This is a genomic window from Pseudomonas sp. PvP025 (genome assembly GCF_017832155.1).
In the GTDB taxonomy this organism is placed as follows: domain Bacteria; phylum Pseudomonadota; class Gammaproteobacteria; order Pseudomonadales; family Pseudomonadaceae; genus Aquipseudomonas.
In genome coordinates this window covers 5,122,433-5,138,654 of sequence record NZ_JAFIBJ010000001.1, presented here as the reverse complement: position 1 = coordinate 5,138,654, position 16,222 = coordinate 5,122,433, and the positions used below count along the sequence as shown (strand labels likewise).

The window sequence follows — 16,222 nt, the reverse complement described above, 5'->3', positions numbered from 1 at the left end:
TGGGGAGGCCCACCGCTCCCCCTCAACCAGCCGAGAAGCCTATGCCGATCCGTCATTGCATCGTCCACCTGATCGACAAAAAACCCGACGGCACACCTGCAGTTCTTCACGCGCGCGACTCGGAGCTGTCCGAATCGGCCGCCATCGAGAACATGCTGGCCGACCTCAACGAGAGCTACAACGCCAAGCAGGGCAAGGCCTGGGGGTTTTTCCATGCTGAGTCCGGCGCGCATCCGTTCAGCGGCTGGTTGAAAGAGTATTTCGACGGCGGCCAGGATTTCACCACCTTCAGCCGCACAGCGGTCGAGCATCTGCAAAAGCTGATGGAAGAGTCCAACCTCTCCACCGGCGGCCATGTGCTGTTTGCCCACTACCAACAGGGCATGACCGACTACCTGGCGATCGCCCTGCTCCACCACAGCGAAGGCGTTGCGGTGACCGACGAGCTGGACGTAACCCCGTCGCGCCATCTGGACCTTGGCCAGTTGCACCTGGCGGCGCGCATCAACGTGTCCGAGTGGCAGAACAACAAACAGTCCAGGCAGTACATCTCGTTCATCAAGGGCAAGAACGGCAAGAAGGTCTCGGAATACTTCCGCGACTTCATCGGCTGCCAGGAAGGCGTCGACGGCCCCGGCGAAACCCGCACCCTGCTCAAGGCGTTCAGCGACTTCGTTGAGAGCGAAGACCTGCCGGACGAGTCCGCCCGCGAAAAGACCAAGACCCTGGTGGACTACGCCAGCAGCCAGGCCAAGCTTGGCGAGCCCATGGGCCTGGAAGAACTGTCGGGCCTGATCGACGAGGATAGGCCCAAAGCGTTCTACGACCACATCCGCAACAAGGATTACGGCCTGTCGCCGGAGATTCCGGCCGATAAGCGCACCCTTAACCAGTTCCGCCGCTTCACCGGCCGCGCCGAAGGCCTCTCGATCAGCTTTGAAGCGCACCTGCTGGGCGACAAGATCGAGTACGACGAAGCCGCAGGCACGCTGATCATCAAGGGCTTGCCGACCCAACTGACCGACCAGCTCAAGCACCGCAACTGATGCTCGGCGGGGTCTTTAAAAAAGTCCTGCTGGTGTTGCTGGTCGTGGTGGTGATCCAGAACTGGGGCAAGATCGAGCGGCTGTTCAACCCGTCGCAGGTGGTGTCGGAGCAGGTACGCACGTCGGCGCGCGTGGTGCTTTATTCCACGCAATGGTGTGGCTACTGCAAGCAGATCCGCCGCTTCCTGGACAAGAAAGGCATTGCGTACCAGGCCTTCGATATAGAGAAGGACGCCCAGGCCCGCACGGCGTACGAAGCGCTGGGTGGCGGCGGCATTCCGTTTGTGGACGTGAACGGGACGTTGATTCGGGATTACAACCCGGACGCGATAATGGCGGCGTTGGAGTGAAAGCCTTGGGCATCTGTGAGATGCCCAAGGCCTGCATCTTAAGGATTGCAGCCTGCCGCCTCCGCTGCGGCCTCTGACGTATCTTTTCGGTAAGGCTCGAGATTCCACGGCGATTTATCGCGGGCGATCACGTAATGACAGACCAACTGCCGGCGCATCCCGCCACCGTCGTTATTTTTCCACTGCGGGTCATTGCCGAATTTTCTCTGCAGTTCCGCCAATACGGCGTCGGTTCTGTCTGCCTTGGCGTCCTTGCCTAATTGCGTTGGCGTGATTGACAGACTCCACTCATCCTTGCCGGTGCCTGGGTCGTGCCTTTTGACCCATTCGGCCGACTGAATGTACTCGGCAGCAGGTGTGGAAGAGCACTTCTGATCACCCGGCAGATAGTCGAATGTGGCGTCCTGGGATAAAGACTGTGGCAACGTCATCTTGATGATCGGCAGACAGGTTCCGGTAGCGTCCCTGTAATCATTTTGATCAAACTGCGCATCGGCCAGGCCATCCTTCAGGTAAAACAATGCCTGGATAGGCAGGGTCTCGGGCTTGGTCGAATCCCAGGTGGCGAGGCGGAATTCATTCTGCTGATCGAAGGTATCCGAATCCTTGCCGGTCGCCTCAATAAAAGCTTCGAAGGACTGGGTGCCTTTTTCATTTGCGTCATCACGCACGTTAAAGGCGCACTGGTTCACATTACTGAGACGGTCTTTCTTGTGTTTGGCGAGCCACTGGTTCGCGTTCACGATACCTTGCTCGTGACAAATCCGGCTGTCGGAAGTTGCGCTGGTACTGACGCCACAACCTTGCCTGTCGCGTGTGTCAGTACCGCCATCCTCGGGAAATGCACAGAGTACGTGTACCGGCGTTTTATCCGGCGGCGTCAACAATGGAGGAAAAATAATATTGCCATTATTCTCGTCGCGCACCAGCCGTTTAAACTTGGCATCCCGCCGAAGATAGGAATATGACCACCCTCCACTGGCCTTGGCTTTTGGACTGGGATCCCAAAACTTATAATCAGGAGAAGGTATGGTAGCTCTAAAAATAACACCATTGCAGGTGAATCCAGGTGCGGAATATCGAGTACAAGACATTCGGGTGTCATGATAGCGAGTCCGCAAATCAGCCGCGACTTTTTGCCCTATCGCATCACCGGCGGCATCCGCCATTATAAGTCCGGACCACGCAACCGTTACAACAGCGCTCGAAAAAATAGCAACACTTATCCGTTTGGTTTTCATAATAACCTCTTGCAGCTCGATTAATAAAATACATACAGCAAGGGTAAAAATTATTGAGTTCTATACAGGATTACATTGGGCAGCCACCGCAGCCTCATGCGACACATTGGGTCTGAACGGTTCAAGATTATAAGTAGTGTTATTTCGATAAGTTGTCAGCAAGCACGCCAGTTGACGCCGAACGCCGCCTTTATTCTCGGCAAGCCACTGATTATCACGTCCGTACTTGGCCACTACTTCGGCGTAGAACTTGTCCAGCTGATTGGCTTGACTCAGCCTGCCGCAATCCGTTGGCGTTAGTTGCAATGTCCAGCGATCAGCCTTCGCACCGGGGTCATATCGGTTTACCCATTGAGCCTTGTCTATAAATCGACGGCACAGCACGGTGTCCAATCGAGCCTGGTCTGCCGGGTTATAGGAGAAGGTCGCCTCCTGAGCCGGGGTCATCGGAAGCGTCATTCGGATAATGGGCAGGAAATGCCCGGAGTCTTCGTAGAGAGCGATCTGGTCTCTCTGCGCATCAACCTTGCCTGCGTCGGAGGCGGCGCCGGTCACCGTATTATTACTGATCCAGAAAAGTGCCCAGATGGGTAGACGACTCCCATCGCTTTGCGGCCAGGAGGCGATCCGCACCTCATTGTTACTGAAAAGAATCGCAGCGAAATGCTCACTTAATACTTCTTCAAACGCATGGGCTTTTACAAACTGCATGAACGCATTGGCGCCAGCAGGCTCGGTGGCCGGCCTGAGATCAAAACCACATTGGCGATGCTTTGATCGTTTATTCAACATGTAGTCGTCACGCCACGCCGCAGCCGTTGTAATACCCAACTCCTGACAACTACGTTCTATTTCTGCCGTTTTGATAAAGTCTCCACAACCCGCCTGCGCCCGCATGTGCGTGCCCGCATCCATGGGAAATGCGCAAAGCACCTGAAGCTGAATATAATCATCGGGAGCCGTGACGATCGGCCGCATCAAGTAGCCATGACGATGGTCCGAGGCCAATTGGCGAAACTTTGCATCTTTGCGCAGCCAGGAAAAAGACGTTGCTTCTTTAGAGGCCGGCCCAGGATTCCAGAATCTGAACGCCGACGAATAAATGGTGCCGCGGATGGTGACGCCGGAACACAGGATGGACGGGCGCTTCTCTGATCCACAATCGACAGCGGTATTATTATAAGCCGCGACAATCTCCGATGCGGTCGCTGCGCCGGTTTCGTCATGCGTCAAATATTTCGCATGCGCGGAGCTGCCAAAACACAACACACAAACAATAACAGGCAAGTTCAACAAGTGCTTCATGACGTGCACCTTCAATAGGGGCTGAAGAAACCTTCAGCCCATGAAAACGCACAAACAAAAAGCCTTCTACTGTCATAATTAACAGGCGACGATATTGATTGGTAATAAATACCATAACGAAAATATCATTTAATCGTTGCGAACTGGAGAGGTTGACAGTGTCATTGAGTGTGTTTTTGTTGTAGCACTCAACGCACGATAATCACTTTTCCCAGGAGATTGTGCTGTTCAAACCCCAGCACAGTTTGCAGCGCATTCAACACAGCCTGCGGGTCCTTGCTTGGGAAGCTGCCACTCACTCGCCGGGCACCCATCGCGTCATCCAGCAACAGGATGCGTCCAGGGTAATAACGGCCCAGGTCCTTGATGACATCGGCCAGCGGCGTCTTGTAGTAATTGAGCCAACCATCGCGCCAGGCCAGGCGCGCTTCGCTGTCGACCGTCAGCAGGGGCTGGGCGATACCATCGGCGTAGGCCATTTGCTGGCCTGCGGTGAGAATTTGCTGTGAGCCCAGCTGTGATGCGGCAACACCCACCCGGCCTGACAACACTGTCACCTCGGCACCGGTCGGTTGCAGGCGCACTGCGAACTGCGTGCCCAGCACCCGCGCATCACCACTGCCTGCCTCCACCACGAAGGGTTCGCCGGTGTGGGTCACGCTGAAAAACCCGGCACCGCGACGCAGCTGGATGAACCGTTCGCCGTGGTTGAAATCGACGGCAATCGCGCTGTCGGCATCCAGCGTGACCCTCGATTGGTCGGCCAGCGTGAAGGTCTTTACCTCTCCCGGCGCGGTCACGTAATCAGCGCCGATGTCGTCGATCCAATGCGACGGCTGCCAGCCGACGCCCAGCGACACCATCATCCACAAACAGGCGGCCACGGCCAGCGCACCGAACCGGCGCACCCGCCGCGAGCGCTTCGAAGTATTCATCGCGTTCAGGTAGCCCTGTAACACCAACGCTTCTTCGCTGGCCAATGTTCGCGCCGGCGCTTCGCTCAGTTCCCACAGCACCTGGGCCTGGGAATAGGCCTGGACATGGGCAGGGTCAGCACGCAGCCAGCGGGTGAAAAGAGCCTGATCGCCACTGCCGGGCTGGTCATGCAACCGGCCAAGCCATTCGAGTGCAGCCCTTTCCTGGGCGGGCGTCGGGGTGACGTTCACGGGGCTTTCCCTGGCGTGCGTGGAGGCGGTGGCTCGCGAAGACTGGCCTTGCAGGCTTCGAGGGCGCGCATCATATGTTTTTCCACGGCACTTTGGGACAGCCCCATGGCCTTGGCGATCTGCGCGTATTTGCGCCCGTGGATGCGATTGAGCAGGAAAATCTGCCGGGTGCGCTCCGGCAGGCTGCGCAGGGCGGCTTCGACGTGGCGCAGGTCGTTGCCCGCCTCCAGCGCGGCCTCGGGGTCGGCGCCGTGATTGTCCTGTTGCTCCGGCAGCCAGCCTTCACGGCTACGCACACGGGCGCCTTCGCTGCGCAGGTGGTCAATGGCGATATTGCCGGCGCAGCGCAGCAGGTAGGTGCTGAGTTCTTCGACCTGCACCAGCGGTCGGCGCCAGAAGCGCAGGAATAAATCCTGCACCAGGTCGGCCGCTGTCGCGCGGCAACCGACGCGCCGGCTCACCAGGGCTTCCATCTGCGAACGCTGGGACAAAAACACCTGCAGAAAATACGCACGGCCGCACATCGCATCAACGGGCGGGCTGTCTTCGGAATCCGGTGGCGTGCTGATGATCATGGCGTGGGCTCAGAGGGTCACAAACGCCGCAACGGGGCTGGCCAACAACCCAGCACCCGCCAGGCTCAAGGCCAGCCTTGGCCAGTACGGCAACAGCAGCACCAGCAGCAGTGCGCTGAGCATCAGCACCGCGCACCACTCCACCAGGCCCTGGCTCCAGCCGGCAGCGGCGACGGCCGGCCAGATCGAGCCGGGCAACAGCAGCCAGCCGCTCACGCGCAAACCGACACGGCGACGTGGCGTTGGCTTGCTGTGCAGCAGCTCGCCGTGGTGCCGGTCGGTGGACAGGCACAGCGCAGTGAATCCGGCGTAGCACAACAGCACCGCGAGCAGCATGTCAGTGAGCCTCCTGCTTGAGGTTCAGCCGATGGGCGCGTTCGGCCTTGGGCCGAGGCGCCGTGCGGTGCCGCATCTTCCACGCAGCCCAGGCCAGGAAGGCTCCGCTGCCCAGGCATGTCAGGTCGAAGCCGGCCATGGCCCAGTCGCCCCTGGCCAGTGACACACCCAAGTGCTGATCGGTGGTGAGGGCGTTCAACAGCGGCACGGCCGCAAACAACAGCGCAGCGCAGCTCAGTTGCTCGACCCAGCCCTGGCGCCCGCGGCGCAGCGCGGCATGCAACAGACTCAGGCCCCAGGCAATAAAGAACGCCTGCACCTCCCGGTCGGAACGCTCGGCAAAGCTCGCCGGCAACAGGCGGTTGGCCCAGAAGAATGCGCCGATGGCGATCAACAGCCCGGACATGCTGGCGATGTTCAGCATCTCCACCAGTCGCAATTCAAACGGCATGACGCCGGTCCTGGCGTGCTTGAGCTGGCGCTTGCCCAGCCACATCACCAGCCCGGTGCCGATCATCGCCGTGCCGGCCAGGCCACAGATGAAGTACAGCCAGCGCAGCATCGGGCCAGCGAAATGGCCGATGTGCAGGCCATAGAACGTGCCGCTGACCAGCGTCGGCAACGACTGCCCGCCGCCCACCCGCAGCAACTCACCCGTGGCGCCGTTAAACGACACCACGCTGCCAAAATCCTGCGCCACACGGTCGGAGCCTGAACGGAATATGTTCACCGACGCGTTCACATCGCCCGGGTTGTTCACCGCCAGCCGGCCGACCTGCCCGCCCGCCCATTGCGCGCGAGCCTGCGTGTACATCGGCACCAGCGACTGCAACGGCGCCGGCTGCCCGAGGGCCGGCGCGTTGTCGGTGGCGGGGAACAGCTCGCTGAAGAACGCGCGGCTGTCGTCGCCGTAGGACGCCATGATGGGCGCCGGCATGACCATGCTCATGAAGATCACCAGGCTGCTGTAGGTGATCATCAAGTGAAATGGCAGCACCAGCACTCCCACCGCGTTATGCCCGTCAAGCCACGAACGCTGGCCCTTGCGCGGGCGGAAGGTGAAGAAGTCCTTGAAGATTTTTTTGTGGGTGATGATGCCGGTGATCAGCGCCACGAACATCACCATGGCCGCGAGGGTCGACAGCCAGCGGCCCCATGGATAAGGCATTTGCAGCTGGAAATGGAAACGGTAGAAGAACTCGCCGCCTTTGCTGTCGCGGGCTTGAACGGCCTGGCCGCTGACCGGGTCAACGACCTTCTGGACGAAATTGCCGCGCTTGCCGGGGTCGAGCTTGTCTTGCCACATCACCGACAGGCCGGGATCGCGGCTGTTGGGCAAGGTGATGAACCAGCGCGCGGCGTCGGGCGCCTGCTGCTGCAGGTAGGCCTGGGCGACGTTGAGGCTGCGCGCATCGTCCAGCGGATGCGCCTGCACCTCGGGCTGCATCCAGTGGGTAATCTCGTCCTTGAAATAGGCCAGGGTGCCTGTCAGAAAAATCGCAAACAACAGCCAGCCAAAGATCAATCCGGCCCAGGTGTGCAACCATGCCATGGCCTGACGAAAGCCCTCTTTCATGTGCGCACCATCCACAAACCCACGCCCGCCAGGGTGGCAAACGCCGCCGTCGGCAGCATCACGCCAAACCAGGCCCGCCAGGCGCTGCGGCAGGCAAAGCACCAGAGCACCGCGAGCAGGTAGAACACGAATGAGCTCATCATGCCGGTCACCACCGCATCGGCACGTGACGTCGGCAGCCACAGCGCCAGGCAAACAGCGGCCAGAGACGCCATCAGGTAGCCGCCGACCACGGCCGCCAGCACGCGTGAGGTGACGGCGAGGCGGTAGGAGACGGGCAGTGTGGTTTTGCTTTTCATCGCGGCGGCGCCAGATTATTCAGTTGGCGATATTAATGATAAATATTCTCATAAGCAAAACCGAACGGATGAATCACCTGCTCTGGCGCATTGCCGAACCCACTCGCGCGCCCTACAATGCGAACAATTCTTGTTCTCTAAAGCTTGCTCATGCTTGCGGAGTGTTTGCGTTGAGCCCGTCCACCACCGTCGAAGTCTTGTATCAGGACCATCACCACTGGCTCAACGGCTGGTTGCGACGCAAGCTCGGCTGCCCGGAAAGTGCTGCAGACCTGGCGCAGGACACCTTCATGCGCGTGCTCACCGCGCCGCCAACACCCACACTGATCGAGCCCCGCGCGTTCCTCACCACCGTCGCCAAGCGGGTGTTGTTCAACTTCTACCGCCGCCAGGACCTGGAGCGCGCCTATCTTGACGCCCTCGCGCAGATGCCGGAACAGGTCGCGCCGTCGGAAGAAGAACGCGCGATCATCCTGCAAACCCTGCTGGAACTTGACCAGTTGCTGGACGGCCTGCCAACGCCCGTCAAACGTGCATTCCTGCTGGCCCAGCTCGACGGCCTGACCTACGCGCAGATCGGCGCCGAACTGGGTATCTCCCTCGCCACCGTCAAACGCCACCTGAACAAAGCGGCCATGCGCTGCTACTTTGCCCTATGAATTTCTCGACCCAGGTGGCCGAACAAGCCGTGCACTGGCTGATGGAAATGCAGCAAGGCGCGCTCAACCCGCGCCAGCAGGCAGCCTGGCAACAGTGGCTGAATGCCCACAGCGAACACCAGCGCGCCTGGGACCACATCCAGCGTGTCAACCAGCGTCTGCGCGGCATGCCTTCGCCTCTGGCACACGCGGCGTTGAACGCGCCCACATCCAGCAGCCGGCGTCAGGCGCTTAAATTGCTGTTGATCCTCGGCGCCGGCTCGGCGGCGGCCTGGGGCCTGCGCCAGCAACATATGCTGCCGCCGCTGAGCGCCGATTACCGCAGCCCGGTGGGTCAGCGCCGCACGGTGCAACTGGCGGACGGCAGTCAGCTCAAACTCAACACCGGCAGTGCAGTGGATGTGCACTTCGATGGTCAACAGCGGCTGATCCGCCTGCTCGAGGGGGAAATCCTGCTGACCGTCCGCGCCGACGACACACCGCTGCGCGTACTGACCGGCCAGGGCCTGCTCAGCAGCCAGGCAGCGCGGTTGAACGTGCGTCAGTTCAATGACCATACGCAACTGGCGGTCTTCGACGGCCATGTCGAGGTGATGCCCAACCGCTACAGCGGCCTGCCGTTGACAGTGGACGCCGCGCGGCAGGTCAATTTCACCCGCAAGGGTTGGGACACGCCACGGCCCACCGACGCCAACAGCGGCGCCTGGGCCGACGGCATGCTGATGGCCGCGCACATGCGCCTGGAGGATTTCCTCGCCGAGCTGGGCCGCTACCGGCGCGGCCAGCTCCATTGCGACCCGCAGGTGGCCAACTTGCTGATCTCCGGCAGTTACCCGCTGGACGACAGCGAGCGCATTCTCGACCAGCTGGAAGTCAGCCTGCCGGTAAAAGTGCGGCGGTTTACCCGCTATTGGGTCACCGTGCAGGCGCGCGCCTGAAAATACTTTTCTACCGAGTGAGCCGTTTTCCATACCTCGCGTGACAGAGAAGGAAAGCCCCCTTGATCCGTCTTCTCAGGACCGCGTCCCATGCCCCAGCAACCCTCCCTGCTCGCCCGCACCCTGCGCCACTTGTTACTGGGCGCCAGCCTCAGTTTCACCCTGCTGCCGCCCGTCATGGCGGCCGATGCCAAGCCTTATCACATCGCCCCCAGCTCGCTGGAAACAGCCCTGAACCAGTTTGGCCGCGAAGCCGGCGTGCTGCTTTCCTTCGGTTCCCAAGTGACGGCCGGCATGCAGAGCCGTGGATTGTCGGGCAATTACAGCGCCGCCGAAGGCCTGCAGAAACTGCTGGAAGGCACCGGCCTGCAAGCCCGCGCTGAGGGCAACAACGCCTTCAGCCTGCAACCGGCAGACGCCCCGGCCACGCTGGAGCTGGCCACCTCCAGCGTGGTTGGCGACTGGCTCGGCGATGCTGCGCAGACCAACGTCTTCGAACACCCCGGCGCCCGCGATGTGATCCGCCGCGAGGAATTCGAACGCCAGGGCGCCACCCAGGCCAAAGATGTGCTCAACCGCATCCCCGGCGTCAACGCCCCGGACAACAACGGCACCGGCAGTCATGACATGGCGCTGAACTTCGGCATTCGCGGCCTCAACCCACGCCTGGCATCGCGCTCCACCGTGCTGATGGACGGTATTCCGGTGCCGTTCGCGCCCTATGGCCAGCCGCAGCTGTCTTTCGCGCCGATCAGCATGGGCAACATGGACGCCGTCGACGTGGTGCGCGGCGGTGGTGCAGTGCGTTACGGCCCGCAGAACGTGGGCGGCGTGGTCAACTTCGTGACCCGCGCGATCCCGGATGCGCCCACCGTCAAGGGCGGCCTGCAGACCGAAACCAGCCCGTCCTCCAGCCACGACGGCTTCAAGACCACCGGCAACCTGCTTGCTGGCGGCACCGCCGACAACGGCCTGGGTGGCGCCCTGTTGTATTCGGGCACCCGCGGCGGCGACTGGCGCGAAAACAGCGACACGCGTATCGACGACCTGATCCTCAAGGGTAAATACCAACTGGACGATGCCAACAGCTTCAACGCCATGGCGCAGTACTACGAAGGCCAGGCCGACATGCCCGGCGGTCTGAACGTGGCCGACTACAAGGCCGATCCGTACCAGTCCACCCGCGCCTACGACAAATTCTGGGGTCGCCGCACGATGTTCAACGTCGGCTACCGCTACGAGCAGGACCGCCGCGAATTCACCATCAACAGCTTCTTCACCAAGACCCTGCGCAGCGGTTACCTGGACCAGGGCAGCTTCCTTTCCCTGTCGCCGCGCGAATACTGGGTACGCGGTATCGAGACCCGCTTCGCCCAGGGCTTCGACCTCGGCCCCACCAGCCATGAAGTGGGTGTGGGCTACCGCTACATCAACGAAGCCGGTCATGAGCTGCGCTACCGCACGCCGATCTCGGCCAACAACCAGCAGATGCCCACCACCAACAGTCGCAACGACCGCGATACCCGTGGCGGCACCGAAGCCAATGCGTTCTTTATCGATGACCGGATCGATATCGGCAAATGGACCATCACCCCGGGCATTCGCTACGAGATGATCGAGTCGCAGCAGACCAACAACCTCAGCAACGTCAAGTACAAGGGCGACTACAACACCGCGCTGCCGGCGCTGAACGTGCTCTATCACCTTACCGACGAGTGGAACCTCTACGCCAACACCGAAGGTTCGTTCGGCAGCGTGCAATACAGCCAGATGCCCAACCGCGTGAGCAGCGGCGAAGTGAAACCGGAGAAGGCCCGCACCTGGGAACTGGGTACGCGCTATGACAACGGCAACCTGCGCGCGGAAATCGGCGCGTTCCTGATCAACTTCGACAACCAGTACGAAAGCAACCAGACCAACGATTCGGTGATCGCTCGCGGCGAGACGCGTCATCAGGGCGTCGAGTCGAGCATCAACTACGCCCTCGACGGCTTGAGCCCGGCGCTGGCAGGCTTTGATGTATACGCCAGCTACGCCTACGTCGACGCCACCATCCGCGAAGACGGTCCGAACAAGGGCAACCGCGTGCCCTTCTCGTCCAAACACAAAGGCACCCTGGGCGTGGGCTACACCGAAGGCCACTGGAAGCTCAACCTGGACAGCAGCTATCAGAGCAGCCAGTTCGCCGACAACGCCAACACCCGCGCCGAAAGCGCCGACGGTGCCAACGGGCGCATCCCCGGCTACATGCTGTTCAGCAGCCGCGCGGCCTATGATTTCGGCCCGCAACTGTCGGATTTGAACGTGGCGGTGGGCGTCAAGAACATCTTCAACAAGCAGTACTACACGCGCTCGTTTGACGATAACAACAAGGGCAAATACGTCGGCGAGCCGCGCACGGTGTACGTACAAACCTCCATCGCGTTCTGATCGACGCTTGAACGAAAACGGGCCTGCATCTGCAGGCCCGTTTTATCAGGGGGTGAAAAACCGTCAGCTGTTGATCGCGGCGTTTTCGTTTTCCAGGAATTCCTGTTCCAGCGCATCTTCATTCACTTTATTGATCGGCTGGTTTTTCGCGGCAGCGCGGGGCTTGCCTTGCAGTTTGCCGAACAAGTGCTCCAGCGCGTGATCGAGCTTGGTGGCTGCACCGTCGATTGCCTGTTCCAGGGTATCGGCCTTGTGCAGGACCGACAGCGGCTGATGGCCCTTTGGCCGTGCTTCCAGGCGGCAACTTAAATCGTGGGGACCGGGCTTGTCGCCGTTCTCATCGCGCAGGTAAACCTCAACGCGGGTCAGGTCTTCTTCATAACGTTCGAGCGTGCTTTCGATGGTAGTACGTACCCACTCCTCCAGTCGGATGCTGCTTTCAATATGGTTATCGCTATTGACTTGGATTTGCATAGTTCTTCCCTTATTTCAGCTAGCTCGCCAGAGATCACAAACTGCAACACCGGGGTGGTGAAACCATGACCTCCTGCTTACACAATTGAGCACCCGCTGAAACAATTCAACCCCTTTTCAAAGATAAATCCTACATTACAAATTAACCCTGACGACAAGCAGAAACGCTGTTAGGGTGGGGAGTTGGTTACATCTTCTTACGACCACATTTCCTCATGATTGCCCCTCCCCCAACGGGTGCAATGCGCGAAAATTCCCTGCTTCCTCCACCAGCCAATCATGCACCGCGCGCACGCCCGGATGATTCAGCGCGCCCGGCGCGTACAGCAGCACATAGCGTTTATGGTTGGGCACAGCCAGACCGAATGGCACGATCAAGGTGCCGCGTTCCAGCTCATCGTTGAGCAAAGTGCGCCGCGCAATGGCCACGCCCATGCCGGCGATGGCGGCCTCGATGGTCAGGTGGTTGCGGTTGAACGTGTGCCCACGGCGCACATCGGCGTGGTGATAGCCGATTTCATTCAGGTAGAACTCCCACTCCGCGTACTCATAACTCCCACGCCAGGCGGTAATGTCGTGCAGCAACGGAAAGTGCACCAGGTCCGCCGGCCCGTGCAGCGGCGGGCGGCCACGCAGCAGGCTGGGGGCGCACACCGGAAAAATCTGCTCATCCAGCAGGGCTGTGGATAACAGCCCGGGGTAGCTGCCGTCATTCAGGTCAATGGCCAGATCGAAATCCCCTTCATGCAGGGCGACGCTGCTGTCTTCGGCAACCAGACGCAGTTGGATGTCGGGGAAACGCTGCTGCAGCCGTGGCAGGCGCGGCGTCAGCCATTTGCCGAGAAACGACGGGATCGAGCGCAGCCGCAGGGTACCGCTGATCATGCCCGCATCCAGCCGCTGCAGTTCGGCGTCGATGCTGCCGTACGCCTCCCCCACCGTGGCGGCCAGCCGCTGCCCTTCAGCGCTGAGCTCCACGCCCCGAGCCCGCCGATGAAACAGCCGAAAGCCCAGGCGCTCCTCCAACTGACGAATTTGCTGGCTCACTGCGCCTGGCGTGATGTGCAACTCCTCTGCGCAGCGGGTAAATGACAAGTGCCTCGCAGCGCAGGAAAACACGTGCAGCCACATATAGGTCTGGCCATGAAGGGGACGTGGCATAGGGTTTAGTCCTGCTAAAGGGTTTCTTAGGATAATTCGTTGGTCAGCACCAATCCACACGCTCAGTATCACGCCAATTGCGCTCGTCCCACAAAAGATGGCAGCGATTTTTGTTCCATTGCTTGTAAGGGTTTAGCATGGCTATCAGTGTTTTTGATCTATTCAAGGTGGGCATCGGTCCCTCCAGCTCCCATACCGTCGGCCCGATGCGGGCGGCGGCGACCTTTGCCCAGGCGCTGATCGACCAGCAGGTGCTGGCCGCAACACGCCGCGTCGAAGTGCGCTTATACGGTTCGCTGTCCGCGACCGGCGTAGGTCATGCCACCGACCGCGCCTGCGTCATGGGCCTGATGGGCGAATGGCCGGATCAGGTCGATCCCACTTCGATCAACCCGCGTATCCAGCAATTGCGCGAGTCCGGCCGGCTGTTGCTGGCAGGCCAACAGGCAATCGCCTTCGACTGGCACACCGACCTCCTGCTGCTGGACAAAAGCCTGCCCTACCACCCCAACGCCATGTCCCTGCACGCCTACGGTGACAACGGGCTGTTGAGCGAACAAACCTACTACTCGGTCGGCGGCGGCTTCATCATCGACGCGGCTGAAGCGGACTCGGGTATTGCGCCGACCAGCGATGTTGAATTGCCCTACGACTTTTCCAGCGCCGTTGAACTGCTGGCTTTGTGCAATAAACACGGCCTGCGGGTTTCCGAATTGATGATGGCCAACGAGCGCGCCTGGCGCAGTGACGAACAGATCCGCAGCGGCCTGCTGCATATCTGGTCGGTGATGCGCGAGTGCGTGGAGCAAGGCCTGCGCGATGAGGGCATTCTGCCCGGCGGCCTGGATGTACCGCGCCGTGCGGCAAAACTGCATCGCAGCCTGCTGGAGATCGGCAAGCCCAACGTCATCACCTCGACGTTATCGGCCATGGAGTGGGTCAACCTGTTCGCCCTCGCCGTCAACGAAGAAAACGCCGCCGGCGGGCGCATGGTCACTGCGCCGACCAATGGCGCGGCGGGTATCATCCCGGCGGTGCTGCACTACTACATGAAGTTCAACCCCGACGCGTCTGACGATGATGTGGTGAATTTCTTCCTGGCCGCCGCCGCCGTCGGCATCCTGTGCAAGAAAAACGCCTCGATCTCCGGTGCCGAAGTCGGCTGCCAGGGCGAAGTGGGCTCGGCCTGCGCCATGGCCGCCGCAGGCCTGGCCGACATCCTCGGCGCCACGCCCGAGCAACTGGAAAACGCCGCCGAAATCGGCCTGGAACACAACCTCGGCCTCACCTGCGACCCGGTCGGCGGCCTGGTGCAAGTGCCGTGCATCGAGCGCAATGCCATCGCGGCGGTCAAGGCCATCAACGCCACGCAAATGGCCTTGCGCGGAGACGGCAAGCATTTCATCTCGCTGGACCGGGTGATTCGCACCATGCGCGACACCGGTGCCGACATGCACGACAAATACAAGGAAACCTCGCGCGGCGGCCTGGCGGTCAACTGGGTGGAATGCTGAGTGCGCTGCAAGCGACCGTTTTATCGGCGCTGCCCTGAAACAGGTCACCCGTCCCCCCACCCCACCGACCCCATGTGGGGAGGGGGCTTGCTCCCGATAGCGGTACATCAACCAAGTATCCATTGGCTGACACACCACTATCGGGAGCAAGCCCCCTCCCACAGTTGCATCTCCTTGTAACAGGGACCGTTGTACGGCACGCCCTTTGCTGTACAGCTATTGAGGAAAACGGACCTTGTGAACCCTCAGCGACGGAGTGACCGGTGGTCAGGCAATGCGAACCAATCCCGACACCGGTCGTCAATGACTGCATGTTCTTATCAGGCGGTAACGCACCATGGACAATCCTTTTCAGATCATCACCGACACCTTCAGCCCTCAATACCGCGTCAACCTTAGCATCCAGCGGCTGGACGGCAGCATCATGCTCACCCTCTCCAACGAGGATGGCGTGGTGGCCAAACGCATGATCAGCGCCGAACAGCGCAAAGACCCGAAACGGCTCAAGCGCCTGGTGCAGAGCATCCAGTTCGGCATTGCCATCGAGCAGGGCCACAGCGCCATGGATATCCTGGCGGTGATGACCGATGGCGACAGCCACAACATACTGCAGCCACCGCCCCCCCGTAACCAGCCCTTCAGCGCCGGGCTCTAGAGCTCGCCCTTCTCGGTTTCCAGGCTCGCCTCGCCTTTGCGACGCGGGCCTTCGATCTTCATCGACGGGAAGGCCGACGAGGCGTAGCGCACTACCAGAATCGCGAACGCCAGTAACAGAATGCCGCCACACAGGTAGATGATGCCCAGGTCCGGCGGGTTGTGGTGCGACACGTTGGAAATCAGCAGGCGCGTCAGCGCGGTGATCGCCACGTAGATCAGGAAGCGTACCGGCATGTGATTGGTCTTGAAATAAATCCCGACCATCGCGCCCAGTTCCAGATAGATGAACAACAGCAGGATGTCATCAATCTTGATGTGCCCGTTCTCCAGCATCCCCAGAAACTCCATCACCGCTGCCCACGCGGTCACCGCACCAATGGCGAACAGCGCCAGATAGTGGAAGGTTTCGACAAACAGATTGCCCAGCGACTCGGCCAGCCCGTGTACCTGCCGGCGCAGCCTTTCGGCCCAGTTGATTTTCACGATGGTGCTTCC

17 protein-coding genes are annotated in these 16,222 nt (G+C 60.6%); 7 read left to right on the top strand and 10 right to left on the bottom strand.

Features of this window, described 5'->3' with window-relative positions; translation table 11 throughout:
* The first annotated feature begins 41 nt into the window (after window positions 1–41).
* The gene (gene yejK / locus JOE32_RS22390) at window positions 42–1,046 is read left to right on the top strand and encodes a nucleoid-associated protein YejK (protein ID WP_209989036.1); all 1,005 of its coding nucleotides are present in this window, start codon (window positions 42–44) and stop codon (window positions 1,044–1,046) included.
* Window positions 1,046–1,396, top strand: a complete 351-nt coding sequence (locus JOE32_RS22385; RefSeq protein WP_209989034.1) for a glutaredoxin family protein — start codon at window positions 1,046–1,048, stop codon at window positions 1,394–1,396. The genes yejK and JOE32_RS22385 overlap by 1 nt, the downstream gene beginning before the upstream one ends.
* 38 nt (window positions 1,397–1,434) lie before the next feature.
* Here the strand turns inward: JOE32_RS22385 and JOE32_RS22380 are convergent, their stop codons facing one another.
* From JOE32_RS22380 to JOE32_RS22350, 7 genes are all read right to left on the bottom strand, one after another.
* On the bottom strand, window positions 1,435–2,637 hold the full coding sequence (locus JOE32_RS22380) for a DUF2599 domain-containing protein (protein WP_209989032.1): 1,203 nt from the start codon (window positions 2,635–2,637) through the stop codon (window positions 1,435–1,437).
* Between the two features lie 60 nt (window positions 2,638–2,697).
* On the bottom strand, window positions 2,698–3,942 hold the full coding sequence (locus JOE32_RS22375) for a DUF2599 domain-containing protein (protein WP_209989029.1): 1,245 nt from the start codon (window positions 3,940–3,942) through the stop codon (window positions 2,698–2,700).
* Between the two features lie 188 nt (window positions 3,943–4,130).
* Window positions 4,131–5,108, bottom strand: a complete 978-nt coding sequence (locus JOE32_RS22370; RefSeq protein ID WP_209989027.1) for a FecR family protein — start codon at window positions 5,106–5,108, stop codon at window positions 4,131–4,133.
* Window positions 5,105–5,683 carry an RNA polymerase sigma factor gene (locus tag JOE32_RS22365; RefSeq protein WP_209989024.1) on the bottom strand — a complete coding sequence of 193 codons (579 nt, stop codon included), beginning with the start codon at window positions 5,681–5,683 and terminating at the stop codon, window positions 5,105–5,107. Before JOE32_RS22365 ends, JOE32_RS22370 begins: the two co-directional genes overlap by 4 nt.
* Window positions 5,684–5,692: 9 nt before the next feature.
* Entirely contained in the window at window positions 5,693–6,019 is a 327-nt protein-coding gene (locus tag JOE32_RS22360) for a DUF3325 domain-containing protein (RefSeq protein WP_209989020.1), read from the bottom strand.
* Window position 6,020: 1 nt separating this feature from the next.
* Window positions 6,021–7,595: a PepSY-associated TM helix domain-containing protein gene (locus JOE32_RS22355; RefSeq protein WP_209989017.1), complete on the bottom strand. Its 1,575-nt coding sequence runs from the start codon at window positions 7,593–7,595 to the stop codon at window positions 6,021–6,023.
* Complete coding sequence (locus JOE32_RS22350; protein WP_209989015.1) at window positions 7,592–7,894, bottom strand: DUF3649 domain-containing protein; 303 nt, start codon at window positions 7,892–7,894, stop codon at window positions 7,592–7,594. Before JOE32_RS22350 ends, JOE32_RS22355 begins: the two co-directional genes overlap by 4 nt.
* Before the next feature lie 170 nt (window positions 7,895–8,064).
* Between JOE32_RS22350 and JOE32_RS22345 the strand changes: the two genes are divergently transcribed.
* The 3 genes from JOE32_RS22345 to fecA all read left to right on the top strand — a co-directional run bounded on the left by JOE32_RS22345 (window position 8,065) and on the right by fecA (window position 11,921).
* Window positions 8,065–8,553, top strand: a complete 489-nt coding sequence (locus JOE32_RS22345) for a sigma-70 family RNA polymerase sigma factor (RefSeq protein WP_209989011.1) — start codon at window positions 8,065–8,067, stop codon at window positions 8,551–8,553.
* On the top strand, window positions 8,550–9,491 hold the full coding sequence (locus JOE32_RS22340; protein ID WP_209989008.1) for a FecR domain-containing protein: 942 nt from the start codon (window positions 8,550–8,552) through the stop codon (window positions 9,489–9,491). Before JOE32_RS22345 ends, JOE32_RS22340 begins: the two co-directional genes overlap by 4 nt.
* 90 nt (window positions 9,492–9,581) lie before the next feature.
* Window positions 9,582–11,921, top strand: a complete 2,340-nt coding sequence (gene fecA, locus JOE32_RS22335; RefSeq protein WP_209989005.1) for a TonB-dependent Fe(3+) dicitrate receptor FecA — start codon at window positions 9,582–9,584, stop codon at window positions 11,919–11,921.
* Between the two features lie 63 nt (window positions 11,922–11,984).
* Here the strand turns inward: fecA and JOE32_RS22330 are convergent, their stop codons facing one another.
* The gene (locus tag JOE32_RS22330; RefSeq protein WP_057006756.1) at window positions 11,985–12,395 is read right to left on the bottom strand and encodes an HPF/RaiA family ribosome-associated protein; all 411 of its coding nucleotides are present in this window, start codon (window positions 12,393–12,395) and stop codon (window positions 11,985–11,987) included.
* 213 nt (window positions 12,396–12,608) lie between these two features.
* Complete coding sequence (locus JOE32_RS22325) at window positions 12,609–13,556, bottom strand: LysR substrate-binding domain-containing protein (RefSeq protein ID WP_209989003.1); 948 nt, start codon at window positions 13,554–13,556, stop codon at window positions 12,609–12,611.
* Window positions 13,557–13,693: 137 nt separating this feature from the next.
* On the opposite strand from JOE32_RS22325, the gene JOE32_RS22320 reads away from it, so the two are divergent.
* Window positions 13,694–15,070: an L-serine ammonia-lyase gene (locus JOE32_RS22320; protein ID WP_209989000.1), complete on the top strand. Its 1,377-nt coding sequence runs from the start codon at window positions 13,694–13,696 to the stop codon at window positions 15,068–15,070.
* Between the two features lie 337 nt (window positions 15,071–15,407).
* Window positions 15,408–15,725: a DUF3509 domain-containing protein gene (locus tag JOE32_RS22315; RefSeq protein WP_209988997.1), complete on the top strand. Its 318-nt coding sequence runs from the start codon at window positions 15,408–15,410 to the stop codon at window positions 15,723–15,725.
* On the opposite strand, the gene JOE32_RS22310 is transcribed toward JOE32_RS22315, so the two are convergent.
* The gene (locus JOE32_RS22310; RefSeq protein ID WP_209988994.1) at window positions 15,722–16,210 is read right to left on the bottom strand and encodes a phosphate-starvation-inducible PsiE family protein; all 489 of its coding nucleotides are present in this window, start codon (window positions 16,208–16,210) and stop codon (window positions 15,722–15,724) included. The two genes, JOE32_RS22315 and JOE32_RS22310, sit on opposite strands and share 4 nt — an antisense overlap.
* Window positions 16,211–16,222: the final 12 nt, after the last annotated feature.